27 protein-coding genes are annotated in these 25,477 nt (G+C 41.9%); 12 read left to right on the top strand and 15 right to left on the bottom strand.

Annotated features, from left to right (window positions below):
* Positions 1-109: 109 nt before the first annotated feature.
* Positions 110-553 carry a DUF2726 domain-containing protein gene (locus HADU_RS03700; RefSeq protein ID WP_026056769.1) on the top strand — a complete coding sequence of 148 codons (444 nt, stop codon included), beginning with the start codon at positions 110-112 and terminating at the stop codon, positions 551-553.
* An 18-nt stretch (positions 554-571) separates the two neighbouring features.
* On the opposite strand, the gene HADU_RS03695 is transcribed toward HADU_RS03700, so the two are convergent.
* The gene (locus HADU_RS03695) at positions 572-838 is read right to left on the bottom strand and encodes a hypothetical protein (protein ID WP_008303677.1); all 267 of its coding nucleotides are present in this window, start codon (positions 836-838) and stop codon (positions 572-574) included.
* A gap of 198 nt (positions 839-1,036) precedes the next feature.
* On the opposite strand from HADU_RS03695, the gene HADU_RS03690 reads away from it, so the two are divergent.
* The gene (locus HADU_RS03690; RefSeq protein WP_008303675.1) at positions 1,037-2,188 is read left to right on the top strand and encodes an IS4-like element ISAbe18 family transposase; all 1,152 of its coding nucleotides are present in this window, start codon (positions 1,037-1,039) and stop codon (positions 2,186-2,188) included.
* A 42-nt stretch (positions 2,189-2,230) separates the two neighbouring features.
* On the opposite strand, the gene HADU_RS03685 is transcribed toward HADU_RS03690, so the two are convergent.
* The 5 genes from HADU_RS03685 to glnA form a co-directional block, all read right to left on the bottom strand.
* Entirely contained in the window at positions 2,231-3,469 is a 1,239-nt protein-coding gene (locus HADU_RS03685) for a lipase family protein (RefSeq protein WP_193759966.1), read from the bottom strand.
* Between the two features lie 118 nt (positions 3,470-3,587).
* Positions 3,588-4,466 carry a 4-hydroxybenzoate octaprenyltransferase gene (gene ubiA / locus HADU_RS03680; RefSeq protein WP_008303672.1) on the bottom strand — a complete coding sequence of 293 codons (879 nt, stop codon included), beginning with the start codon at positions 4,464-4,466 and terminating at the stop codon, positions 3,588-3,590.
* A gap of 6 nt (positions 4,467-4,472) precedes the next feature.
* Positions 4,473-4,994: a chorismate--pyruvate lyase family protein gene (locus HADU_RS03675; RefSeq protein WP_008303670.1), complete on the bottom strand. Its 522-nt coding sequence runs from the start codon at positions 4,992-4,994 to the stop codon at positions 4,473-4,475.
* Positions 4,987-5,262: a hypothetical protein gene (locus HADU_RS03670; protein ID WP_004810585.1), complete on the bottom strand. Its 276-nt coding sequence runs from the start codon at positions 5,260-5,262 to the stop codon at positions 4,987-4,989. The genes HADU_RS03675 and HADU_RS03670 overlap by 8 nt, the downstream gene beginning before the upstream one ends.
* Before the next feature lie 87 nt (positions 5,263-5,349).
* A complete protein-coding gene (gene glnA, locus HADU_RS03665; protein ID WP_004810587.1) occupies positions 5,350-6,759 on the bottom strand; it encodes a type I glutamate--ammonia ligase in 1,410 nt (469 codons plus the stop codon).
* Positions 6,760-7,565: 806 nt separating this feature from the next.
* On the opposite strand from glnA, the gene HADU_RS03660 reads away from it, so the two are divergent.
* From HADU_RS03660 to HADU_RS03630, 7 genes are all read left to right on the top strand, one after another.
* A complete protein-coding gene (locus HADU_RS03660) occupies positions 7,566-8,150 on the top strand; it encodes an anthranilate synthase component II (RefSeq protein ID WP_004893775.1) in 585 nt (194 codons plus the stop codon).
* Positions 8,151-8,156: 6 nt separating this feature from the next.
* Positions 8,157-9,203: an anthranilate phosphoribosyltransferase gene (gene trpD / locus HADU_RS03655; RefSeq protein ID WP_008303664.1), complete on the top strand. Its 1,047-nt coding sequence runs from the start codon at positions 8,157-8,159 to the stop codon at positions 9,201-9,203.
* Between the two features lie 20 nt (positions 9,204-9,223).
* Entirely contained in the window at positions 9,224-10,030 is an 807-nt protein-coding gene (gene trpC / locus HADU_RS03650) for an indole-3-glycerol phosphate synthase TrpC (protein ID WP_008303662.1), read from the top strand.
* 382 nt (positions 10,031-10,412) lie between these two features.
* On the top strand, positions 10,413-11,096 hold the full coding sequence (locus HADU_RS03645; RefSeq protein ID WP_008303660.1) for a Smr/MutS family protein: 684 nt from the start codon (positions 10,413-10,415) through the stop codon (positions 11,094-11,096).
* Between the two features lie 93 nt (positions 11,097-11,189).
* A complete protein-coding gene (folE, locus tag HADU_RS03640; RefSeq protein WP_017401324.1) occupies positions 11,190-11,738 on the top strand; it encodes a GTP cyclohydrolase I FolE in 549 nt (182 codons plus the stop codon).
* 95 nt (positions 11,739-11,833) lie between these two features.
* Entirely contained in the window at positions 11,834-12,193 is a 360-nt protein-coding gene (locus HADU_RS03635; protein WP_008303657.1) for a cupin domain-containing protein, read from the top strand.
* A 253-nt stretch (positions 12,194-12,446) separates the two neighbouring features.
* A complete protein-coding gene (locus tag HADU_RS03630) occupies positions 12,447-13,010 on the top strand; it encodes a DUF4385 domain-containing protein (protein ID WP_008303655.1) in 564 nt (187 codons plus the stop codon).
* Position 13,011: 1 nt separating this feature from the next.
* Here the strand turns inward: HADU_RS03630 and HADU_RS03625 are convergent, their stop codons facing one another.
* The 5 genes from HADU_RS03625 to hemE form a co-directional block, all read right to left on the bottom strand.
* Positions 13,012-14,415, bottom strand: coding sequence for a diguanylate cyclase (locus HADU_RS03625; protein ID WP_008303653.1), 1,404 nt, complete (start codon positions 14,413-14,415; stop codon positions 13,012-13,014).
* Positions 14,416-14,593: 178 nt separating this feature from the next.
* Positions 14,594-16,480: a DUF4105 domain-containing protein gene (locus HADU_RS03620; RefSeq protein ID WP_008303651.1), complete on the bottom strand. Its 1,887-nt coding sequence runs from the start codon at positions 16,478-16,480 to the stop codon at positions 14,594-14,596.
* 72 nt (positions 16,481-16,552) lie between these two features.
* Positions 16,553-17,023 (bottom strand): DUF3015 family protein, encoded by a 471-nt coding sequence (locus HADU_RS03615; RefSeq protein WP_004810609.1) that lies wholly within the window; start codon positions 17,021-17,023, stop codon positions 16,553-16,555.
* 138 nt (positions 17,024-17,161) lie between these two features.
* Positions 17,162-17,968 carry a DUF817 family protein gene (locus HADU_RS03610; protein ID WP_008303648.1) on the bottom strand — a complete coding sequence of 269 codons (807 nt, stop codon included), beginning with the start codon at positions 17,966-17,968 and terminating at the stop codon, positions 17,162-17,164.
* 10 nt (positions 17,969-17,978) lie between these two features.
* Positions 17,979-19,049, bottom strand: coding sequence for a uroporphyrinogen decarboxylase (hemE, locus tag HADU_RS03605; RefSeq protein ID WP_005221411.1), 1,071 nt, complete (start codon positions 19,047-19,049; stop codon positions 17,979-17,981).
* A gap of 198 nt (positions 19,050-19,247) precedes the next feature.
* On the opposite strand from hemE, the gene HADU_RS03600 reads away from it, so the two are divergent.
* The 3 genes from HADU_RS03600 to HADU_RS03590 all read left to right on the top strand — a co-directional run bounded on the left by HADU_RS03600 (position 19,248) and on the right by HADU_RS03590 (position 22,614).
* Positions 19,248-20,471 carry a L,D-transpeptidase family protein gene (locus HADU_RS03600; RefSeq protein ID WP_008303645.1) on the top strand — a complete coding sequence of 408 codons (1,224 nt, stop codon included), beginning with the start codon at positions 19,248-19,250 and terminating at the stop codon, positions 20,469-20,471.
* A 163-nt stretch (positions 20,472-20,634) separates the two neighbouring features.
* Complete coding sequence (locus tag HADU_RS03595; protein WP_008303642.1) at positions 20,635-21,333, top strand: pirin family protein; 699 nt, start codon at positions 20,635-20,637, stop codon at positions 21,331-21,333.
* A gap of 309 nt (positions 21,334-21,642) precedes the next feature.
* Positions 21,643-22,614, top strand: coding sequence for a methyltransferase (locus tag HADU_RS03590; RefSeq protein WP_008303640.1), 972 nt, complete (start codon positions 21,643-21,645; stop codon positions 22,612-22,614).
* 161 nt (positions 22,615-22,775) lie between these two features.
* On the opposite strand, the gene HADU_RS03585 is transcribed toward HADU_RS03590, so the two are convergent.
* From HADU_RS03585 to HADU_RS03570, 4 genes are all read right to left on the bottom strand, one after another.
* Positions 22,776-23,195 (bottom strand): autotransporter domain-containing protein, encoded by a 420-nt coding sequence (locus HADU_RS03585; protein ID WP_081398997.1) that lies wholly within the window; start codon positions 23,193-23,195, stop codon positions 22,776-22,778.
* Positions 23,196-23,632: 437 nt separating this feature from the next.
* Positions 23,633-24,529, bottom strand: a complete 897-nt coding sequence (locus tag HADU_RS03580) for an MBL fold metallo-hydrolase (RefSeq protein WP_008303638.1) — start codon at positions 24,527-24,529, stop codon at positions 23,633-23,635.
* 2 nt (positions 24,530-24,531) lie between these two features.
* A complete protein-coding gene (locus HADU_RS03575; protein ID WP_008303636.1) occupies positions 24,532-24,948 on the bottom strand; it encodes a DUF6691 family protein in 417 nt (138 codons plus the stop codon).
* Between the two features lies 1 nt (position 24,949).
* Positions 24,950-25,366 (bottom strand): YeeE/YedE family protein, encoded by a 417-nt coding sequence (locus HADU_RS03570; protein WP_004810628.1) that lies wholly within the window; start codon positions 25,364-25,366, stop codon positions 24,950-24,952.
* Positions 25,367-25,477 lie beyond the last annotated feature (111 nt).

The following is a 25,477-nucleotide window of genomic DNA, read 5'->3' as shown; positions in this document are numbered from 1 at the left end:
ACGGACTGTTAATCCGCAGGTCCCTGGTTCGAGCCCAGGTGGGAGAGCCAAGATTCTCGAAGAACCCACTCATTATGAAGTGGGTTTTTTATTTGTTCTAAGTTCTACTGTGTTTCATTTGAGTCAGATTATTTTTTTTGTGATTGGCTGTCTGGCAAGTTTCGCCTTATTTTGCCTGCTCTTCCCGCACCTGTTTACCCGCCAGCAAAAATTTTACCCCAAACGTGTCATTACTGCCTTTGAAAGCAGGATGTTTACTCGTCTGAAAGATGCTTTTCCTCATCATCATATTTTGGCACAAGTTGCTTTCAGTGCCTTGATTACTCATGACCAGATGAATATGCGGAGTAAATTCAATCGCAAGGTGACTGACTTTGTAGTGATGGACCGGGAATATAATGTCGTTGCAATTGTAGAGCTCGATGATCCGAGTCATTTTGGCAAAGAAAAGGAAGATGCTGAACGCGATGCCATGCTGATTGCAGCAGGCTATACCGTTGTCCGATACACGGAAATACCGAGCATCAGACAACTACAACGGGATTTAAGATAATAAATTTATATAAAATACTTATTGCTGAATATTGGCCTCTGAGGCTGCCTGCACGTCTGTTTCAGCATTCGCTTGCCGTTCCACTGCCTGCTTTCTCTCAGCTGCCTCACGTGCTTCAATTCGGGCGATCATTTCAGCCTGCTGCTGTTTATACTTTTCCTGATTTTTGGCATCACTATTTACAGCCAGAAATGCCATCGTGACCAAAAAGATTGGAATACATAAAGCTAGGGTTCCAAAAATAACCAGTTTCTTGACACTGCGGGTTTTTGTCTGTTGCGACATAACAAACCTATACTCTTGATCTAAAATCTTGAGCCACTATAACAAACTCAGATGATTGCTCAAGACTTAGCAAGATAACAAATAAAAAAAGGAGCCGAAGCCACTGCTGTCCCATAGTTTGCTTTAAATAAAAAAACCTGAGTCCTAACAGTTAAAATATGAGTGCAAACAAACACTTTAACGACCAGGATTCAGGTTTTGTCCCATCAGAATACCGTATTTCATGAGCTAATTAAACCTGTTGTGCGACAGGATTTTGAACAACTTGCTAAAGTACACCATGTTGGACAGAAATTTAGAGCGGCTTCCCGGTGGGATCAGTTTATTGCCATATTGATGTCTCAATTCTCTTGTAGGCAAAGTCTGAGAGATATTCAATCCAATTTGGAGTGCCAACAGGAAAAGCTAAGTCATCTCGGAGCAAAGTCTATTCCCCGAAGCACGCTGGCACGAATCAATGAGCAGCAGCCTGCTGCCTTGTATCAACAGCTATTTTACAAGTTGCTTAAATACTATGAACACTCAAAAGTAGCTCATAAATTTCGCTTTAAGAATCCCTTGTATTCCTTGGATGCCAGTCATATTGACCTGTCGCTTTCCTTATGTGAATGGGCCAAAGTTCACGACTCAAAAGCCAGCATGAAACTCAGCATAGGATTGAATCACAGCAATGATATTCCTGAGTTTGTTGCAGTTGAAAATGGCAAAGAAAATGACATGGTACAAGGCCGCAAATTCCAGTTTCCTGCTGGCAGCATTGTAGTTTTTGATAAAGGCTATGTCGATTACCAATGGTATGCAAATCTGACTGCTCAAAACATTGGATTTGTCACACGTTTTAGGCCTAAATCTGTGTATCAGGTGATCCAGCAACATCCAGTGCTTGAATCCAAAGGTATTCTAAAAGATGAAACCATTCAGCTGAATAGCGCACATGCCCTAAAAAGAAAAGCCCCAGTGTTAAGAAGAATTGAATATAGAGATCAGCAAAGTGGCAAGCACTTTAGCTTTCTCAGCAATAACTTTCATTTAGCCGCCTCCACCATTACGGCGATTTATAAAGATCGTTGGAAAGTTGAGCTGTTCTTTAAGGCGATTAAGCAGAATCTCAAATTAAAAGCGTTTCTAGGCCGCAGCAGGAACGCAATTCAGACACAAATCTGGATTGCGATGATCGCCTATTTATTGGTGAGTTTCGCTCAACATTTAGGAAAAACAGGTTGGACAGTTCAACGTTTACTCAGAATAATTCAAGTGAATTTGTTTGAAAGAAGAACTTTAAAAGCTTTATTTTCACCCGATAAAATACCCATAAAACAAGAGGAAGCTCATTTGAGCTTCCTCTTGTGAAAAATTGTGGGACAGCAATGGAGCCGAAGCTCCTTTTTTTGATTAAGGACTCACAGAAATACCTGAAGGCATATGAGTATTAATGAAACTTACTAACTGGTCTCTACTTAGTACAATGGCCTCAGTATGTGAAGCACCAACTACCGGTACAAAAGTCACTGCAGTACCCATATCTTTTAAGCCTTGCTGCAAACCATCTGTTACTGGATACGGTACAGCCATATCTAAAGTACCTTGAATGATCATTACAGGAACATTAATTTTTTCAGTTGCAGGCTGATTGTCCTCAAGAAACTTTTTCACCGACGGATTATCCTGGAAATTTTCTACTAATCCTGGATAATCAACGACAGTCTGCTCTGGATTATCAACCAAATAATTATCAATATCTTGAATATATTCAGCAATCAGTGGCCCTAGGCAAAGCCCATTTTCTCCAGTCGTGCCTTCTGCTTTTTCAGCCACAATCCCTGCACGATCTGAAAATATATTGCGATAATTAAAGTTTGGTTCATAGGCTTTAATGCCTACTGCCACATAGGCGGCGTAAGCAAGCAATTCCGCATAGACTGCTTTTGCCACATCATCTTGCCCCGCCTCAACCAGACCATTTAGCGCTTGCGGTGCAACTTCACTAATAATATAACCCAGACTTGAAGCCGGAGCTGCTGCAACTGCTGCCTTATAATTTGGATCTTCATCAGCAAACTGTGCTGTAGCAAGTGATGCATGCCCTCCTTGTGATTGTCCCACTGAGACCCAAGCACCATTAAATCGATTTCCTTGTTGTTCTTTAAAGGCTCTTACAGCATAGATAGCCGATTGTGCAGCACTTTTTAAGTTTAAATAAGGATGAATCCCACGAGTACCTAGCCCTTCATAATCAGGTGCAACGATCACATATCCCTGTGCAAGCAAGCTGCTAGCCAGTCCTTTAAAATTATTATTCAGCTGGTTATTACTTGGTGCACAAGAATCACCGCTACCGACTGTACCATGTTCCCAAACCACAACCCTCCAACCATCTTGAGGTTGAGGTGTATTTGGATAAAAAACCATGGCTGTCGCTTCAGCACGCTCACCTCGTACATTTGGCATGTTATAGCGTATGACTTGAATGTCTGAAGCTTCAGGTAAGGTATCTGCATCATACGACTGCTGATTTAAAAATACCCTTTCCTGGGGGCGAAACGAATCATCATCATCGTCATTACATGCTGTCATTAACAATGTCATTGAACATATGACCGCCAGACAAGTTTTTTTGAAACCGTTTTTCATTATGCTGTTCATATTCTAATCCCTTATTGTTGTTTATATTTTCATGAAGCAGATTTGAATTAATCATAAAAAAAAGCACCCTTATAGGATGCTTTTGTTATGAATCGACAGCATGCAGTTACAGAAATGCAGCAAAGATTCCCAGGAAAATCATCAGCCCTACCCAACGGTTATGCCGGAATGCCCAAAAACACCATTGAGGATCTCGATCACGTGTTTTGTACCATTGGTAAATAAAATCAATAGCTACAACAATGAGTGCAGCCAGACCAAATGGAAGCAATAAATTTTCCAGCCAAAGTGCCGCAGCAATCAACCCAATACTAACGGCCTGTAAAGCACTAATAATTTGAATGTCATGCTGGCCAAATAAAATAGCTGTCGATTTCACCCCAATTTTAAGATCATATTCACGATCCGTAATCGCATATTGGGTGTCATATGCTACAGTCCAGGCCAGATTACCAAAATACAGCAACCAGCAGGTTAAATCCGGAGTCTGCCCTACTGCGGTATAAGCCATGGGAATGGACCATGAAAATGCCGCACCCAAGAATACCTGCGGTAAATGCGTATAGCGTTTCATAAAAGGATAAATGAAAGCTAGAAATAAAGCCCCAAATGACCAATAGAACGTTTCAATCGGTAAGAAGAACAGCAAGCAGGCACTAGCAGCCACCAGCACCAGGAATACCATTACTGCTTCTTTACCACTAATGATTCCAGTTGCCAGTGGACGTGTTTTTGTTCGCTCCACATGTGCATCCACCTTTCGGTCGGCAAAGTCATTAATGGCACAACCTGCTGCACGCATAAAGATGACACCAAGAATCATTAGCACCAGAATACTCAGATCAGGTATTCCCTTTGCAGCCACCCAAAGCGCCCACATGGTGGGCCAAAAAACCAGTTCTGTGCCAATGGGGTTATCAAAACGACAAAGATAATAATAGGCGCTCAGACGTTCACGCCAGTTAATTGCTTGTGCAGTTGCCATATCAAGTTAAGCCTGTTGATTTTCTATATATTGCTGGAAAGCCGGTAAAAATGTTTCTTGTACGATAAATTTACAGCCATGCCAAGTATAACAGCTCTGGCGGGTCCACCCATCTTCAAGATAGATCACACGACGCTCACAATGCGGATTAGTACGCTGGAATAACAGCCAGCCAATCGGCTTCGATCCAATATACTGAAAAATCCGTGCCCGTTTTTGCAGGCTTAAAATCGGGAAAATACTTCTAGCCTTCACCCAAGGTTGTTCATCACAACCATATAAATAGCTTTCCCGCACCCAAGAGGTATGTTGATGTGGCATCCCCATCCAGCTGGCATTTTCAAAGCTTAAACGCTGAAAATGTTCTTTTAATGGCTGCACCCTAAATTGCCCATCTGCCAAATCAGTTAATTGCTGGGTTAATGATCCTGATGCATATAGCCATTCCCGAAATACAGCTGGTATTTGCTGTCTAGGCTGATTCTTAAATTTTAAACTCACAACATTCCCAACTTCATGATCAGGCATTATCTGTCTTGGCGATAACTTCATATTTGCCACTTGGCAGTTTTTTCAGAATTATTCCATCTGTGGTGATATAAAAGCTTTGCGGATAGTTATAATCCAAAGCCAATTCAGGATTTCGCAATGCAACGAATTCCACCTGCTTATAACCTTCAGGTGTACGTCCGACTTCTATATAGGTCACTTCAGAAAAATTCAGTTTAAAACCTTTACTGTGATCTTGCGGATCAATCCAGGGAAAAAAGCCAGTATGTTTTTTACGTGCTGCCATAATCATTTATCTTTAATCAATAACAACATCATACAAAAAAAACCCGCACAAAGGCGGGTCTTTTTTACAGTGAAATTCTTGGAAGAATTACAGGCTGTAGTACATATCAAATTCAACTGGGTGAGTAGTCGTGTTCAGACGACGTACTTCTTCAGTTTTAAGCTCGATATAGGCATCAAGCATTTCTTTAGTGAACACACCACCTTTAAGCAGGTAATCCTGGTCCGCTTGAAGCGCTTCAAGAGCCATTTCAAGACTGTGTGCCACTGTAGGGATTTTAGCCTCTTCTTCTGGAGGAAGATCGTACAAGTTCTTGTCTGCAGCTTCACCTGGATGGATCTTGTTCTGGATACCATCAAGACCAGCCATCAACAATGCAGCGAAACCTAGGTACGGGTTCATCATTGGATCAGGGAAACGTGCTTCGATACGTTTGCCTTTAGGGCTAGAAACGTATGGAATACGGATAGAAGCAGAACGGTTACGCGCAGAGTAAGCCAACATAATTGGTGCTTCGAAGTGCGGTACCAGACGCTTGTATGAGTTTGTAGACGGGTTAGTGATCGCATTCAATGAACGCGCGTGTTTGATCACACCACCGATGAAGTAAAGTGCAGTTTCAGAAAGACCTGCATATTCATCACCAGCAAACAGGTTCTTGCCATCTTTAGAGATTGACATGTGAACGTGCATACCAGAACCGTTATCGCCTACCATTGGTTTAGGCATGAAAGTCGCAGTTTTCGCGTATTGGTGCGCAACGTTCCAAACAGCATATTTAAACTGTTGTACTTCGTCTGCTTTACGAACCATTGTGTTGAAGCTTACACCGATTTCAAGCTGGCAAGATGCAACTTCGTGGTGATGTACTTCTACACGGCCTGGGCCCATGATCTCTTCGATTTTTGCACACATGTCTGCACGCATATCGTGGTGAGAATCTACAGGAGGAACTGGGAAGTAACCGCCTTTAACACGTGGACGGTGACCAGAGTTACCTGATTCGTAGTCTTTGCCAGTTGACCATGCAGCCTCTTCAGCGATCAATGTATGGCGAGCGCCAGACATGTCGATTTCCCATTTTACTTCGTCAAATACGAAGAATTCTGGTTCAGGACCGAAGAATGCAGTATCACCAATACCAGTAGATTTTAGGTATTCTTCTGCACGGCGAGCGATTGAACGTGGGTCACGGTCATAACCTTGACCAGTTGAAGGTTCAATGACATCACAAGTCACAACAACTGTAGGCTCAGCGAAGAACGGGTCGATAAAACCTGTTTCAGCATCTGGGCGTAAAATCATGTCTGACGCTTCAATACCTTTCCAGCCAGAGATTGAAGAACCATCGAACATTTTACCGTCTTCAAATGTATCTTCATCAATAGTGTCTGCTGGGTAAGTCACGTGTTGCTCTTTACCTTTAGTGTCTGTAAAACGGAAGTCTACCCATTTTGCGCCACTTTCTTGGATGAGTTGAAGGACCTTGTTCGCCATGCTCAATTTGCTCCGATGTTTTTTTGTTGCACTTACGAAGTGCGTGTTAGTAGTTGGTAGTTATTAAGCAATTACCGTACCAACTTTTAAAAGTATAGCTAAAATCTTGAAATCCTTATGAGAATACGTGGATTGAAAGAAATACTTTCGGCCTATTATACTGTCTGTATAATTAAATGCACTATATTCAAGCATTCTCTGTGATTTTTGTTTCGTTAGATTTCACACTGCACCTTAACAGTGCGGTAAATTCACTATAGATGTTATTTCTGGTAAATAATGATGAGCTTATGTAGCTTTTATAAACTTTAGGTGAGTTCTTAACCGATTTAAAAGGTATTTTTGTATTTTACTGCAAATATTCAGTTTTTCTTAAAGTTTAAGGTTAAGAAAATACTCACCAAATTGAGTCACTTTAGATAAATAAACGATAAGAATACTGTTCCGTTTTCTCCACCTGCTAATCAACTGTTGTTTTTTAAAGCAACTCATAAAAAAATTAAAGCATCAAAATTATGTATACATATTTTTTGACCTAAACTTACTTTTAGTTATTTACTATATTTTGGTTATATCACCGTATGTGTTGAGCCTTATCAACCCTGTTCATTTGGCTAAGCAGAAAAATTGGGCAAATTGTTGCGCCGTAGTTTCAGATTATTTGCTATGATGATTGTCGCTTTATTTTCACACAATGAAATCAACAGTTTAGTCAGCTTTTCTAGCTAGCTAAAAAACTGCTAATAAAGCACGCTCTGAATTACTCAAGCACAATTTAAGTACATTAATTTCAATAGGTTAAGCTCATGCTTTTAATGATCGACAACTATGACTCCTTTACTTACAACATCGTCCAGTACTTTGGCGAGCTGAATCAAGAAGTAAAAGTAGTCCGTAATGATGCCGTGACTTTGGAAGATATTGAGCGATGGCAACCCAAGTATCTGGTCATTGGTCCTGGTCCATGTTCTCCAAGTGAAGCCGGTATTTCCATTCCTGCGATTCAGCACTTTTCTGGCAAGATTCCGCTATTAGGCGTATGTCTCGGCCATCAAAGTATTGGTCAGGCATTTGGCGGTGACATTGTACGCGCTAAACGTGTCATGCACGGCCGTCTATCCGACATGTATCACAGTGACAAAGGGATTTTCAGCAACCTGCCTTCTCCATTTTCTGCGACGCGCTATCACTCATTGGTGATTGATCAGGCGACCTTGCCGGAATGTCTGGAAGTGACCTGCTGGACCAATGAAGCAGATGGCTCAATGGAAGAAATCATGGGCGTAAAACATAAGACATTGCCTGTTGAAGGTGTGCAGTTCCATCCGGAGTCCATCCTGAGCCAGCATGGCCATCAAATCTTTAAAAACTTCCTAGAAATTTATGCGTAAATAATGATGAACATTCAACAAGCTTTAAACCATATTACAAAAAACATTCACCTGACTCAGCCACAAATGGAAGACGTGATGCGTTGCATCATGTCGGGTGAAGCCACTGATGCACAAATTGGCGCCCTGATGATGGGTCTACGCTTAAAAGGCGAAAGCATCGATGAAATTACTGCTGCAGCACGTGTAATGCGTGAATTGGCACTGAAAATTGATGTCAGCGATTTGCCATATTTGGTCGACATTGTTGGCACAGGCGGTGATGGTCAGAACTTATTTAACGTCTCTACTGCTTCAAGTTTTGTGATTGCGGCTGCAGGCGGAACTGTTGCTAAACATGGCGGTCGTGGGGTTTCTGGTAAATCAGGTTCATCTGATGTCCTAGAGCAAGCAGGTATCCGCCTTGATCTGAGTCTTGAGCAAAGTGAACGTTGCATTCGTGAAATTGGTGTAGGGTTTTTATTCGCCCCAAATCATCACAAAGCGATGAAATATGCCGCTGTGCCACGTAAAGAATTGGGTTTCCGTAGTATTTTTAATTTACTCGGCCCGCTTACGAATCCGGCTGGAGTAAAACGCTTTGTCATTGGTGTTTTCTCACATGAATTGTGCCGCCCAATGGCTGAAGTGCTTAAGCAACTCGGTGCTGAACACGTCATGGTGGTGCATTCACAAGATGGTTTAGATGAAATCAGTTTAGCATCTAAAACTTATGTGGCTGAACTCAAGAATGGTGAAATCACTGAATGGGAAATTATTCCTGAACAGGTCGATATTGCCTCTCAAACCTTAACAGGTCTAACCATTGACAGTGCTGCCGACAGCTTAAAACTGATTAAAGACGCATTAAGCAAAAAGAAATCTGAAATTGGTGAAAAAGCCGCAAATATGGTGGCGCTTAATGCTGGTGCAGGTATCTATGTAGCTGGTTTAACCACCAGCTATAAACAGGGTGTTGCTCTTGCCCATGACATTATTTATGGGGGGCAAGCTCTAGAAAAAATGGGCATTTTGGCAGAATTTGGCAATACGCTCAAAGAATACGACATCTAAGACAGCAGGAATTTTTAATCATGGTAGATATCGCAAATACGATTCTAGGTAAGATCGTAGACCGGAAAAAAGAAGAATTTGCTGCACGTCTGAAGCAAAAAAGTTATAAGGATGTTGAAGAGCTGGCTCAAGCTGCCACACCTGTACGTGGCTTTGCTCAATCATTGCTGGCTAAGCGCCCGGGGGTGATTGCTGAAATCAAAAAAGCCTCTCCATCCAAAGGCATTATCCGTGAAAACTTTAATCCAGCGGAAATTGCCGCACAGTATCAGGATGCAGGCGCTGCATGTTTATCCGTATTGACCGATGTGGATTTCTTCCAGGGTGCTGATGAGAATATTCAGATTGCACGTTCGCATTGCGATTTGCCAGCCCTACGTAAAGATTTCCTGATTGATCCTTATGGGGTGATTGAAGCGCGAGCTTTACATGCAGACTGTATCTTGCTGATTGTGGCTTGCCTGTCTGATCAGCAACTGGAAGAAATGTCGAAGACTGCTTTTGAGCATCATCTGGATGTTTTAGTCGAAGTGCATGATGAGGCCGAACTCGAACGTGCGCTTAAACTTTCAGATCGCTGCCTGTTGGGGGTAAATAACCGTAACTTGAAGACCTTTGATGTTGATTTAAATACCTCACTGCGTTTAAAACAGTTACTCGATCCATCTCGCCTGTTGGTGACTGAAAGTGGTATTTCAACACCTGCAGATGTCGCGATGATGCAGGAACATGATATTCATGCCTTTCTGGTTGGTGAAAGCTTTATGAAACAGCCGCGTCCGGATCATGCATTCCGCGAACTGTTTGGTGAACCAGAAGCTGTATAAAAATTTTCAATTCAGGGCAAAATTCGTTTTGCCCTGATTCTTCCTACTCCCTGAATCAACTTTTAGACCTTCTAATTTATCTGTTTTTCTGTTCTGCCCCAGCTTGAAATCTCTCTCTAAAATTCAGCCTATCAGCCTATCAGCCTATCAGCCTATCAGCCTATCAGCCTGGATATAATCAAATACATTCTGCTTATATGAACAGTAAGACCTAAAAAATCAAATAATAAACGTGAGCTCTTATTGTATATTCACGTTTAAATTTCATTTAAATATTCACTTGAACAGAATACCTAAACAGTATAAGCGCAATGCAGTTCTCATTTTCTTGAATCAGGACTATAATTTATCAATATTTTCGCATCTTGCATGTTTTTTGATTATGAGCAAACACGATTCTTCGCTTTCCAAAGATCAGTTTAACTTACTAAAGCAATTTAAAAAACAGATCAGCAATCCACAGCCACGCGTTGAAGTTGAAGCACCTGTGGTGAAAACACCTGAACAGGAACAAGCTGATGAGCTGGAATTGTTTCGTAAACAGATGCAGGGTGTACAAAAAATCGATAATGGCAATATCGCAAAAATCGAAAAAGCCGGCAAGAAAAAACCGGATGCACAGACACTAGCCAAACGTGCTGCTGCTGAAGGTCCGATGCAGACTGATGAAACTGCCCTTTCAGATACCCAGGCCATACTGAATCCAGTCGGAAGTCAGGCTGCGTTGAGCTATCGCATTGCGACCCTACAGCACAAAGTCTTTGAAGATCTGAAAGCCGGCAATCTGCGCTGGTATGAAGCAGTCGATCTGCACGGCTGTACCGTGGAAGAAGCACGTGTTGCAGTATTGCAAATTATCCAGATGGCGAAAGATGAAAATCAGAACGTAATTAAGATCGTACATGGTAAAGGTCCGGAAGCCATTTTAAAGACCTACGTAAATGGCTGGCTGCGTCAGCACCGTGATGTTTTGGCCTTTGTCAGCGCACCTGAAAACCAGGGCGGTACTGGCGCTGTGCTGGTTCTGCTCAAGCGTGCGGAAAAGAATCCAAAGTTCAAACAGTAATCGGAATTAACTCCAAATTAAGGCAATGTAATAGTTTTCTGCTACAATGCCGTCCTTGTTCTATCTCAGTGTAAGTGAATACGTCATATGACTATGCAGCAATCCTACGCAAACATTCTTACTGCCGTTGGTGAAGATTTAAATCGCCCTGGTCTCAAAGATACGCCTGTGCGTGCTGCGAAAGCTTTTTCGTATTTAACTTCCGGCTATAGCCAGACTCTGGAAGAAGTGACCAATAATGCGGTATTCCCGTCTGATAACCATGAGATGGTTTTGGTCAAAAATATCGAATTCTATTCGCTGTGTGAACACCATTTATTGCCATTTTATGGTCGTGTGCACATTGCTTATTTGCCAGAAGGCCGTGTTTTAGGTCTGTCTAAATTTGCCCGTATTACTGAAATGTTTGCACGTCGCTTACAGATTCAGGAAAATCTGACCCAGCAAATTGCAGAAGCAGTGGCTGAAGTGACTAGCGCACGTGGTGTGGCTGTAGTAATTGATTCTGCGCATATGTGCATGATGATGCGTGGTGTGGGTAAGCAGGAATCAACGACACGTACTGTTTCTTTTGTGGGTGATTTTAAAACCAATAAAGAAGAACGTCGTGAATTCCTGAGCGCAGTACCTGAAGCTTACTAATCGTTTTGATTTCAAAAGCCTCGACACTTGTTGAGGCTTTTTTATATGTGCTTTAATTTGTTCAATTTCAGATAACTTTAACTTGAGGATTCACTATGTCATCAATTTGGTTAGCAGGTCATGGTTTAACCCAGAGTGAAACCATAATTGATTATCCCCGTCCTGATCGCCTGGTCGCTGGCAATCCTAAACGTTCTACACAAAGCTTGTATGATCATCCCAATATGAATTGTGGTATCTGGGAATGTGAAATAGGTGCATGGAATATTGTGTTCGCTGAGAATAAACAGGAATTCTTTACGGTCATTGAAGGTACAGTTCGCCTGCATGATGCCAACAAAAAAAGTTATGTAGAAATCAAAGCCGGTGATGCAGGTATTATTCCGCCAGGCTTTGTCGGTACTTTTGAAGTGGTAGAGGCAGTCAAAAAATACTTTGTCGTAGTTGAAGCCTAAAACCTGCTTTTGCAGGTTTTTCTTTTTAAAATTATAAATAAATTCGACTTCTACAATTCATTACAGCATCACTACCCGCTTTAGCACACTTCCATCCTACATTATTCCTGATCATCTGTTCAGTTATGCAGATTGATCTGCTTGTCTATTGCACTTAATAAAAAATACATACATTTTAAGAAAGCTCATGGACTTCAAAAATACAGACAGGCATTCATGGTTATAGGGAAATATAGATACATAAGGAGAAAATATGACGATTAAAAAATCTTCAAAAAATGTTCCCCGTAAAACCTCGCGGGTAGTTTCGACCAGTTTTGATTACTCGCTGGATTTTGAAAAAATTGATTTTAGAAAACGGCCTGAATTGTACAGGATTGGACGTGGTGAACAGGGCGTGCTTTCAGTTGAACCGTATAAATCGGAAATTTTGCCACATTGGCGTTTTGCCGATGAAGAGAAAGCCCAAGCGAGCAGTACTAAGATTTATGCCATGTTTATAGATTATCTGGAAAAAGAAGATTTTATTGGTGCGGATATGGCACGTAAATTCTTGCAGATGGGCTATACCCGTGCCCGCCGCTATGCTAATCATAAAGGCGGTAAAAAATATGACGGTCCGGTGCCAGATGACAAAAAAGGATTGAGCGGCGCCCACGGCAGAGACGAATTGCCTCGTCAGCGAGAAGATCCCGTTAAAGCTGCCGCAGCACGTATCTTTAAAAAAAAATGGGATGAAGCCAAACTTCATCCCGAGTACATTAAGCAAAAACAGCAATTTAAAGACTGGATTGAATCGCTGCAATCCCATCAATAATTTAGGTCAGTGATGGTGTATTCAACACCCGCGTATCCGGGTCATTTTTTGCCAGATACACCCGATTACGACCAGTATTTTTTGCTGCATATAAAGCTGTATCGGCAGTATCCAGGAACTTCTGGTAGTCCGGATGACCATCATAAATCACACAGCCAATACTCACGGTAAACTTGAACTGAATACCCTGTGCAGTCGTGATTATGCCTTCTTCAACAAATTTACGGATATTTTCTGCAATATGCATGGCACGGCGTTGATCGGTATCAACCAGCAATAGCAAGAATTCTTCGCCCCCCACACGGAAAGCATAGTCACTGCCCTGACTGTATTGCTGTAATCCATCCGCAATAAATTTCAGAGCCAGATCACCCGCCGCATGACCAAATTTGTCGTTAATGGTTTTAAAGAAATCGGCATCCAGCGCCAATAAGGCAAGCGGTGTCTGGTTCTGACGTGAATAAGTAATTTCGCGGGAAATAATGGTATTTAGATAGCGACGATTGAGTAATTGAGTCAGGGAATCATTACCCGATTCAATATATTCTGCCACCTGAAATAGCTGATCAATCAGATGCTGAATCTCACGATTCAGCTCACGAATCTGCTGAATCAGGTTCAGTTTTTTCGCTTCATCCTGACATTCTAAAATGATCTGATTTAGCGTATCGACCTGATGAATGCGTTCAATAATTAGCTGAACCTGATCTGAGCCAGTAAATGCATACGAGGCTTTATGAATAAACCATAGGCCAAATTCAGATTTGGACAGTAGTGGATGACGTAGGGTTTCCTGACCTGAGAACACTTTGTACATCAGCTCATTTTCCCAGTCGAGTAAGCAACTACGCTGCTTATCTTTTTGTACTGCAACATCCTGCATGGCAGAGAACAGACGATAACTGTGCTTGATTTCCTGATTTTTGGCAGTTTTTGCCTCATAGGAACGGCACATGATTTCAGTAGCGAAGCTCATAACCTGTACCAGATAGCTACAGGTCGTCAGTGTCAGCAACTGATCATCTTCTTCTAACAGCTCAAATATCTTGCGTTCAATTTCACGTACACCACGCATAATCAGCCAGGACGGAATACCTACCCGGGCATGGACATGACCGACGGTATGCTGTTTCTGTACAGCCTGTAAATAGTGCTTATTGATACCGACACTAAAACTTTCTAACAGCCATTGATGCAAGGTGTTGCGCAGACGCTGCTGAATCAGATCGTCAGAAAAGAACTCTGCCGACTCTTTTTCCAGCCGCATATTTTTATAAAACTCTTCCACCAGTATCAGGGCATTATCCTGTATAAACTGGAAGGCATGGACTAAATCATCTGATGAATAATTTTGGCATATATGCTGCCACTGTCCCGCTAGCATATCCATACATTCATTGTCCATACTCAAACACCCCAATAAATTAGGTGAACAATATATCAAATTTATAAGCTATCGTTACCCCATGCATCCATAATTTTGATGAAACAACATCTAAAACAGCCACAAAATCCTTATATTATTGTAACTTCTATTTTTTATTTAAATCAGTAACTTTTAGAGATTTTACTCGAAAATTCACTTAAAAATAACGAATATAGTGTAAATGCAATGCCTGCCAGTCTAGGCTTCCCTGATGCTGGTATTGCCATCCAATCCGAATGGCATTTTGCATATTTAGGCTATATTGCAGTTCTGTATTCAGGTTGAGCATCCATTGCTGACTGTCATGCCAATACGGGAGCTCTATCTGTACCAGACTGTTAATTCGGTCTGTCCAGATATTCTGACAGCCTGCGGTTGGCCCCAGACCTGCACGCCAGCCCTCATCAAGTGCTTTACCAGCCTGCACATGCGTTTGTAATTGCACATAACATAGATGTTCACGTTCGGCATTAGCCCAGCTATAGCCACCCTGTACCTGAAAATTGGCTACACCATGCTGCTGCTCAGTACTGAACCCTCCTTCCCGGTCAAGAGCTTCCTGTTTCCAGCTCAGATTAAAGCCCCAAGACAACGGAACCTTAAATGCATGAATCGGGTTATAAGAATTAACTGTTAACAGGTCTAGATGTTCCAGTTTGATACGATCATCACGGTATTGCAGCGCACCATCGAGAAATAATAATTGAGTGCCTGTGCGTAATCCGCCTTGTGGATCCATCAGATCATGATAAGCCTGACGGAAACCTAACTGAATCGCAGTTTGATCCTGTACCTGTCCAGCCTTAAATACGAAATTACGTGCATGATGGCTTTGGGTCGGATCTACTTTTGGAGTTTCTGGCTGCTGACGCTGTTTCTCTATGGCCAGCTGGCTTCTTAATCCCAATAACTTGCGAAAGCGTGGTTGGGCAAATGCTTCATCTACTTCCTGACGCAGAAAATCCAGATATAAATGATCATAGGCCATTTCCAGTATCTTGGCCTGATCTTCAGCAGGATAGTTGTGCAAGATCTCAGACATCTTAGCAGTTTCTACATAAGCGACCTGATGTGCAGTTTTTGCCAGAACTTTACCATGCTGGCGAGATTGAGCCAGCAACTGGGTTTCGAGGGCTGGTCGATAGATTTTTTCCCGAATCAGCCCCTGCTGCTCGACAACTTTTAGGGTTTCTACCGGAATAGCGGTTGTACCGAACTGTTTTTGCAGATTCAGTCCAGGTCGGACTAAGTCGAGCAGACCTAAGAGACGATATGAACAATTATCATTAATAAAATAATAAGGGAAATTGACCTGTTGCATTTCCCACAGATGCTGTACTAGAAAAGTGGTTTCTTCGGGCGTCAGATTAAGTTCATATTCCCATAAATCTCGGCTTTCAAAATCCCCATACTCTTTGACCTTACGATAATAAGGCATCAGTGAATATTCACCCGGATATTGCCCGGTTAAGCCTTTCCAGGCAAAAGACCAGTTATCATTGCTGTCTACGGTCGCTGCATAATTGACTGCATAAGAAATCAGCTTGAGTTCCTGCTGGTCTTTAGGGTCCAGACGCAGCAAAGTATGCCCAAACATTGAGCTCGGATTCCCCATAAAATCTGTCGCATAAATCAGGGTAGCTTTATAAGGCTTAACCTCCCCAATCCAGCGTTCAAGATCAGGGCAACTTAGCTCAGGCAATTGCTGCTCAGAGATATTTAACTGCTGCATGAGCCAGTGACTACGTGCGGGAAACTTGCAGCGCACGGACTGGTTGGGGGCAGCTGCTAAAAATAATGCCTGTATATTCTGCTGCATTTCCTGTTGCAGGTTACTTCCTCCCTGCTCTGCCAGAAAATAACCAGAGTAGCTGACCTCACTCTGACCTTTGCTATTGGCATACATTAAACGCTGCCAGGTTTCCGCCTTAAACAGCTGCTTCTGTACCGCCTGATCAAGATAAGGCTGAATATCTGGGGAAATGGTCGTAGCAAAACTTACGGGACTCGATAGCAAAGCTATGAGTAAAAAGGCATATTTCATTCAGTCAACGTATTCTCGGGTTTTTATAGTCATAAGAAAACCCTGCCAGTAGCAGGGTTTTTTAAGGATCCGTTAGATGTAAGATTTTAACACTTCATCTTTAGCCATCACGTTTTGTAATGAGCTCAAAACCTGTAAAGTATTTTGATTTTCTTCTGAATAGATTTCAGAGAAATTCTGCTTGGATAAAGTAAAGAAGCGTGCCTTATCTTCAGATTTAATATTCAGCAATTCTGCAAGTACATTCAGGCTTTCACCTTCACCAACAGCCATATCGCGTGCCAATGCTTCCGCATTTTCATTGGTAAACGTCACAACTTGTGCCGTGACTGTTCCTCCCTGACTACAACCCAAGGTACCGAAAGTAATCCCTAGCCATTGGTTAGTAAACAGAACGTTTGTAGTACCAGCAAGCAGTTTAGGAATAATGCCTGACTGACCTGCCCACACCTGACTACCGACACCACAACCAACATCATTGTCAGCCATCGCCAGGCTCGAACCAGTCGCTAATACTGCTGCGAGCATAATTTTTTTCAACATACTTATTCTCCGGTTATTCTCTGCATCTTTGTTATTGATATAATTATGTAATTTATATTACACATTAAGCAGATTAGCTGGAAGCTGATCGATACGAAATGTTAAAAACGTCCATGTTAACCAAAGAAAACATTAATTTTATGAAGAAGCTTTCAACTGCCAATTTCCTCTAGAATCACGTACCCCTAAAATCTTCATAACCAGCACCAGACTGAGCAATAATAACAAGTACCAGGAACCTAATTTTGCCCAGCCGACCATATGCCAATTTTCTACCTGACTTGGATAGAGCCAGATCTGGTAAAAGGTACTGATATTCTCTGCAATCCAGATAATAAAGGCCAGTAAAGCCAGGACCGGTAACATCGGCAACTGAAAGGAATGCCGGTTCAGCTGAAAGCGGATTTGAGTTTTCCAGAAGATCAGCGCGCTCCAGATAAAAAGAAGAATACGATAGTCTGGAATAAAGAACTTGCTCATGAAGTTAATATAGGACAACAAGGCCAGTGCCATCATATTGGCAAAACCAGGTAAGTGATTAAAAGAGACCTGAAACAGACGTAATGAACGCGCAAAAAAACTGCCAACCGCTGAATACATAAATCCTGCAAACAACGGGACGGTTAAGATCTTGAAAATGGCGGGTTGTGGATAATGCCAGGAAGCAATCGCAGGATGGGTTAGAAAAATTTCCATCACCATCGCCAGAATATGAAATAGCGCAATGACTCTGGCTTCTGGCCAGGATTCTAATTTGGCATATAACAGAATGACCTGAATCACCAGAGCATAAAATAGAAGGTAGTCATAACGGTAGAAGCCGTAAAAGAGTTCACTCCCCATTGAAGCGCTAAAAGCAAAAGCCAGCAGGAGTAAGATCCCAAATAAGGCAGCCGATGCTGCCTTATAAGAAAATTCAAACCCTGATTTGAGTAGGTTGATCAAGGTTTACATCCTAAAGATATTTAGCGCTGTACTCATGCACGGTATCAATAAACGCTTTAGGATGGGCTGGATCTACCCATTGTGTAATGCCATGTCCAAGATTTGCCACATAACCGGTCTTTTCACCATTAGCATATGCATCGTCCAGCATCAGCCGGGTAGCTTTAGCAATTGCGTCTGGAGAACCATATAAGGTTGCAGGATCAAGGTTGCCTTGTAGTGCTGCACGACCAGCAACAGTCTGACGGGCAACATTCAACGGCGTAGTCCAGTCCAGTCCAAAAGCATCTGCACCTGTTGCTACCATTGGTTCAAGCCACTGGCCACCACCTTTGGTGAAAAGGATCACAGGGATCTTGCGGCCTTCTTTTTCACGCTGCAAACCTGCGACAATTTTCTGCATATAATTAAGTGAAAATTCGATATATTCACGATGCGCTAGTGCACCACCCCAACTATCAAAAATCTGCACCGCCTGAGCACCTGCATCAATCTGGGCATTCAGGTAATCCGTTACTGCATCTGCCAGACGTGTAAGTAATGCATGCAGCACTTCAGGCTGTGCATACATCATTTGTTTGGTAAAGCGGAAATCCTTGCTGGAACCACCTTCAACCATATAAGTCGCCAGTGTCCATGGACTGCCCGAGAAGCCAATTAAGGGAACTTGTCCACCTAATGCTGAACGGATCGTAGTAACCGCATTCATGACATAGTCTAGATCTGCTTTGGCATTAAATGCTGGCAGATTCGCTACATCCTGCTCGGTACGTACGGTTTTATGAAACTTAGGACCTTCACCGGCTTCAAAATACAGACCCAGACCTAATGCATCCGGCACAGTCAAAATGTCCGAAAATAGAATGGCTGCATCAAGTTCATAACGGCGCAGCGGCTGCAAGGTCACTTCACAGGCAAATTCGGTATTCTTGCAAAGAGACAGGAAATCCCCTGCCTTGGCGCGTGTTTCACGGTATTCTGGTAAATAACGGCCTGCCTGGCGCATCATCCATACGGGTGTGGTATCTACAGGTTCACGCAACAATGCACGCAGAAAACGATCATTTTTTAAGGTCGTCATTCACATTACCATCAATCTTTGACATTCAGGACATCATAGCAAAAAGCCTCCATTTTTAATAACTTCACATTACTTTAAAAATCGATCATCATAAGTGAAGAATTAAGGGTGTCACAAAACAACTACTGCATCTCCATAGTTTTTCTGTAATACTTATTACGTTATTTAAATAGTTTATGAATAATTAGGTTGAATTACATGTTCGTTCGCACAATGCTCGCAATGAGTTTAAGTTGCATTATTGCAGGTACTGCCTTCGCTGCTTCTGCTACTGAACAGCCATTAAATCCCAAAAAAGTAGCGACTGATGTTACGGTTCAAGACCCGATCGATCCGCTTGCTACAGAAGCATCAGCAGCCAAATCTACAGATACTCCTATTTCAGCTCGGGAACAAAGCGATCTTACTCAGGCTTCTGAGACCCTGGATGGCCTGCAGGCAGCTGAAGATCAAAATGCGGATATCGGTGCTGCCCCAACAGCAGCCGCTAAAAGTACATCTGCTCATGCCAATAAAGCATCTTGGACGCTAGATGGTCTGAATAATGCTGAATGGTATGAAGATATTGGTAAAGGTCAGTTCCCTGTTTACGCACGTGCACATGTCATGCTGAACAATGCTCATGCTTCGCCAGGTGCAATTGATGGAACTAGTGGTAAAAATACCCTGAAAGCGCTGGCTTCTTTCCAGCAAATGAATGGTATCAAGCCGACCGGTACATTGACCAAAGAAACCTGGGATAAGTTGATAGAATTGCAAGCGTCTAAGCCTGCATTTGTCGAATACACCATTTCAGCAGACGATCTGAAAGTACCTTTGGCAAAATCAATTCCATCTGATTATGCGCTACAGGCTAAAATGCCTGGTCTGTACTACACCAGCATGTCGGAAATGCTTGCTGAAAAATTCCACATGGATGAAGCATTCCTGAAACAGCTCAATCCAGGAGCAAACTTCAGTAAAGCAGGCCAAAAACTTCTGGTTGCTAATGTCCGTAACAACCTGCCTGAAGACATTCATTTGATTGTAGCGCACAAAGGTGCCAAACAGCTGTATCTGTTTAACAGCAAAAATAAAATGATTGCCTCTTTCCCGGCAAGTATTGGTAATACTAGTACGCCTTCTCCAACGGGTACTTATAAAGTAACAGGTGTGGCGCGTAACCCGTATTATAGCTATTCACCTTCTAACTTTGTTCAAGGTAATAACACCAAACCGCTTTCCTTACCCCCTGGCCCGAATGGTCCAGTCGGTAATATCTGGATTGGTCTGAGCAAGAAATCATTTGGTATTCATGGTACGCCAAATCCATCGATGATTTCCAAGTCTTATTCACACGGTTGTATCCGTTTGACCAACTGGGATGCCAATGATCTTGGCCGTAAAGTGAAGTCAGGTGTAACTGTCCGCTTCCTGGAATAATCAGTTCTATATAAAAAATGCCCGCTTTCGAGTGGGCTTTTTTATGCTTCAATAAAATTCAGATCGTTGCAAAACTGCAATGATCTGTCGCATGGATAGGCTTTTTATAAAATAAATACAACGCTAAGATAGGATCATGTTAAAAAAATAGATGAGATGAAAAATGGATGCTTTCCTGCATAAAAGCGAAAACCGTGGTCATGTCAAAATGGGCTGGCTGGAATCTAAACACAGCTTTTCATTTGGTAACTGGTATAACCCTAAATATATGGGTATCAGCGCACTGCGTGTGATTAATGACGACTTGATCGATGGTCACCAAGGCTTTGGTCAACACCCACATGACAATATGGAAATCCTGACCTGTGTACTTAAAGGTACGATTACCCATCAGGACAGCATGGGCAATCACGGCGGGATTTCTGCGGGTGAGTGGCAACTGATGAGTGCCGGTACAGGTGTTCGCCATAGTGAAATGAACCAAGGTGATGAACAGGTCCATTTGCTACAAATCTGGATCATTCCAAACGAACATGATGCACAACCGAACTATCAGCAAATTAAGCTGGATCCACGTGAACAACCTAACCAGTGGCATCTCATTTGTGGACCAAATGATAACGCACCGATGCATATTCGCCAGAATGCTGAAGTGAAAACCGCAGTGATCAAAAAAGATCAGGCTTTAGCAATCAAAGCCACTCAGCATATTAACTATGTGCATGTGATTTCAGGTTCAGTACAGATTGCCGAATACACCTTAAATGCAGGTGATGCAATCGCTTTCCTGGATGAAGTAGATATGAGAGCTCTGGATGATGCTCAAGTAATCTGGTTTGATTTACCGGAAGTCAAAGACTAAGACTTTTATCAATTTTAATTCTAAAAGGCTATTCATCTGTAAGGTGGATAGCCTTTATTTTTTATATCGTGAACTTATTTCTCTCTATGCAAGATTGCAGATAAAAATAAATAATACCAATCCACAGCACTTCTTTACCTAAGAGTTTCCCATTTTCAGCGATGATTAAGCTTATTCATTTTAAGTACCTGTCTATCACGTACGAAGAAACTTAACCAATTCTTATGGCTATCCTTTGAGTCATTTTTTATTATGAGCACAACAGAATGATTACTTGATATTTTCTAAGAATCACAAGAGAAAATCCTTATGAACCAGATCTTAGATATAAAAACCAGCCAACAACAGGCTTTACTTTATTTATTGAATTTCTTAAAACAGCAAGACTATCAATTTACTGCAATTACCCCACTTTCTCATCAACGGATTCTGGATCGTAAACAAAATGATGTAAACAAAGAAATTACGCTAAAGGATATATTTGGCTGGAATCTTGGATTTAAAAAAACAGATCTTGATCCTGCGCTTTTTTCCATACTCGAAGAACATCAGCTTCTCAAAATTCAGGAAAACTTATATTTAAGTCAGGTACGAGTAGCTTCTCTTAACAATGCGTTATTTATTCACTCTGCCTTTCCGACCATAGAACAGGATGCAGTATTTTTTGGCCCAGATACTTATCGTTTTGCCTATCACTTGAAGCAATATTTAGCGAGCCGATCTGATCCATTGAAACGCGCAGTTGAATTATGTTGTGGTACTTCGGCAGCTGCCGTCAGTATCGCAAAAAATTTTCTAGATTATGATGAGTTGATTGTCGCGGATCTTAATCCGAAAGCCCTGTTATATAGTCAAATGAATATCGACTTTGCTGGTTTAAAAAAAATCCATCCGGTACAGAGTGATTTATTTGCAAATCTGCAAGGCCGGTTTGACCTGATTTTTGCCAATCCCCCCTATTTAATCGACCCACATCAACGTCAATACCGGCATGGCGGTGATGAGCTAGATGGCAATGCTCTCTCTTTTCGCATCATTAAAGAAGGTATCCAGCATCTTAATCTACGGGGATGTATATTCTTATATACAGGCGTTACCGTCACTCAGGATGGCAATCGTTTTGTAGAGTATTTAGAAAAATTAATGAAGCAGTATAAAAATATCAGCTGGTCTTATGAAGAGATTGACCCGGACATCTTTGGAGAAGAATTAGAACAACCGGCTTATCAGCATGTGGACAGGATTGCTTTGGCGTTAGTGAAAATTGAAGTCAAAAAATAATATTGTCGTCATTAAAAGCTCTTTATTTAATGTGTAAATACTCAGAAAACTTATAAATTTTATGAAAAATCTATAAAAAAATATCCCAGTAATTTATTGATATTTTAAAGATTTATCTTTAATAAAAAACCGGCCTATGCCGGTTTTTATTAACTCATCTATTACCAGTTCAGCTCTAAACCGATACTTCCGCCTTGATCACTCGAACTTGATGAAGCGTACTTTCCATAGTACTGACCAAAAATTGACAGATTGGTAATCGAGGTCATTTTAAAGCCCACATTCATATCAAAACTATTACGTTGTGGTTCACCACCTTGTGTCCTAAAGACATAACCTGGTGCAGAAACAAAACTTGCATCCATTTCTCGTTTGCTAGACAACTCATGGCTGAATGCAAAACGGGCATATGGCTGAATCACGCCTTCGCTAAAGACAAAGTTTTTGTCAAACTGCGCACCGATGAATAACGGCGCACTATAGACACTCGTTTTTTCATACTGTAAAGCCAATGGATCTGTACTTTCTAACGCCGATTCGCGGAATGCTTTTGTATCTAGTTGGCTATACTGCGCTCCGATAAACCCGGTACGGTTCAGTCAGGCAAGCGAGATTAGTATCGGACTTGAACAGACAGAGCATGCATTAATCCTGAATATTCGGGATAATGGCGTCGGTTTTGATCCTGAATGTATTATAGAAGCCAAGCATATAGGGCTACAAAGTATGAAAATACGTGCTCAACGTGCAAATGGTACACTGAATATCCTGTCTTCAGGTCGGGGAACTCATATTCAGGTCATGTTAAGTTTTTAAAATTATTTAGGATAGTTAAATACTTATTTTAATTTATCAAGACTAAGCTGCTTTTTTCCTCCGATGCTTAAATGTAGTGTGGCACAGAATGAGGTGAAGCATAGGAAGGAAATAAAATGAGCTGGCATTTCCCTTTTATAATCAAGTCTTATAAACAACAAAGCCCTGTATCTACAGGGCTTACAGAAGCAGCAGTTCAAAACTATTTAAAATAATTCAATGGCAATTTCAGATAAGACATACCATTGGCTTCAGGTTCAGGGAACTGCCCTGCTTTCATATTAATCTGAATTGCCGGCAAAATCAGTTTCGGCATATTTAAAGTAGCATCACGCTGATGTCGCATTTCGACAAACTCTGCTTTACTGGTGCCTTCTTGGATATGAATATTCTGGGTTTTCTGGGTGTGTACATCAGTTTCACAGACATAATCATGACGCGTTGCAGGCAAATAGTCATGACACAAGAACATCCGAGTTTCAGGCGAAAGCTGATACAGTGACTGTACCGAATCGAATAAGGTCGATGCACTACCACGCGGAAAATCGCAACGTGCCGTACCATAATCCGGCATAAACAGGGTATCACCCACAAATACCGCATCCCCGATCACATAGCTGAGACAGGCCGGTGTATGCCCTGGCGTAGGAATATTATAGGCATCCATTTCACCAATCTTGAAATGCTCATGATCCTCAAACAGGTAGTCAAATGGCTGCAGGGCATTAAACTGTTTCATGTCCAGATGATAAATCGCCCCAAAGGTTTCCTGTACCACAGAAATCTTCTGGCTCATGGCAATTTTTCCACCCAGTTCTGCCTTGAGATATTGCGCTGCTGTCAGATGATCGGCATGAACATGGGTTTCCAGAATCCACTCGACAGTTAAATTTTGTGCCTTAACATAGGCAATAATACGATCTGCATGTGTAGTCGATGTGCTGGCCGAGGCCGCATCATAATCCAGGACACTGTCAATAATGGCACAATGTCCGGTTGCAGGATCACTCACCACATAACTGAAGGTATTGGTGTTTTCTTCAAAGAAATCTTGCACAACCGGTTGTTGTACCTGTTTTTCCATTGAAATATCTTGCATAGTTAAGCTCCTGACCATTTACGGTGAATCCATACACCCACCAGCATTGCTACAACAAAATAGAGCACTTGATAGTGACCCAAACCGATCAAGGTGAAACTTGGTGCCGGACAGATGCCCGCAATCCCCCAACCTGCACCAAATAAAACCGCACCCGTAATCAGTTTCTTATCTATCTGATTATTTTTAGGCAAATCAATAGGCTCATTAAATATTGTTTTCGGTTGAGCCTTACGTAATGCTTTCTGGAAGGGAATAAAGGCCACCGCAATCGCGCCCATCATCACAAAGGCCAGACTGGCATCCCAATCACCAAACAGATCCAAGAAATCGAGTACCTTTTCAGGATTGGACATGCCTGACACCATCAGACCCACAGAGAACAGAGCACCAAATAAAAAGGCAAACACATTTTTCATTTTAGAATGCTCCTGTGATATGACGGATAATATAAACGGTGACAAAACCTGCAAACATAAAAGTCATCGTCGCGACAATAGAACGCTTAGACAGCCGACTAATGCCACAAATTCCGTGACCACTGGTACAGCCCGACCCCAAACGTGTCCCGAAGCCTACCAGCAGACCTGCCACAATCATCATCAATGGGCTGGCATTCAATTCAATTTCAGGTTGTACAAACAGACCATAAATAAACGGTGTGATGATTAAACCTGATAAAAACCAGATCGCAGGCGTTTTAAATACGGTTTTTGGGTTTAATACCTGCCCAACCAAACCACTGATTCCTGCAATACGGCCATTGACGTAAAGATAGCCGACCACTGAAAGTCCGAGCATTAAACCGCCAATAAATGCGATGAGGAAGTCATGCATGATGAATCAATCCCTATACAATATACTTTTTTATATTATATAATAAAAAATAATAATCAAGCAGTTTTATGGTAAATTGTGTAAACTGCACGGGCTACATCAAAGGTTTCG

Source organism: Acinetobacter sp. HA (genome assembly GCF_000264725.1).
Classification (GTDB): Bacteria; Pseudomonadota; Gammaproteobacteria; order Pseudomonadales; family Moraxellaceae; genus Acinetobacter; species Acinetobacter schindleri.
Note: the sequence above shows the minus strand (reverse complement) of the source record. Positions and strands in the feature narration are given on the sequence as shown.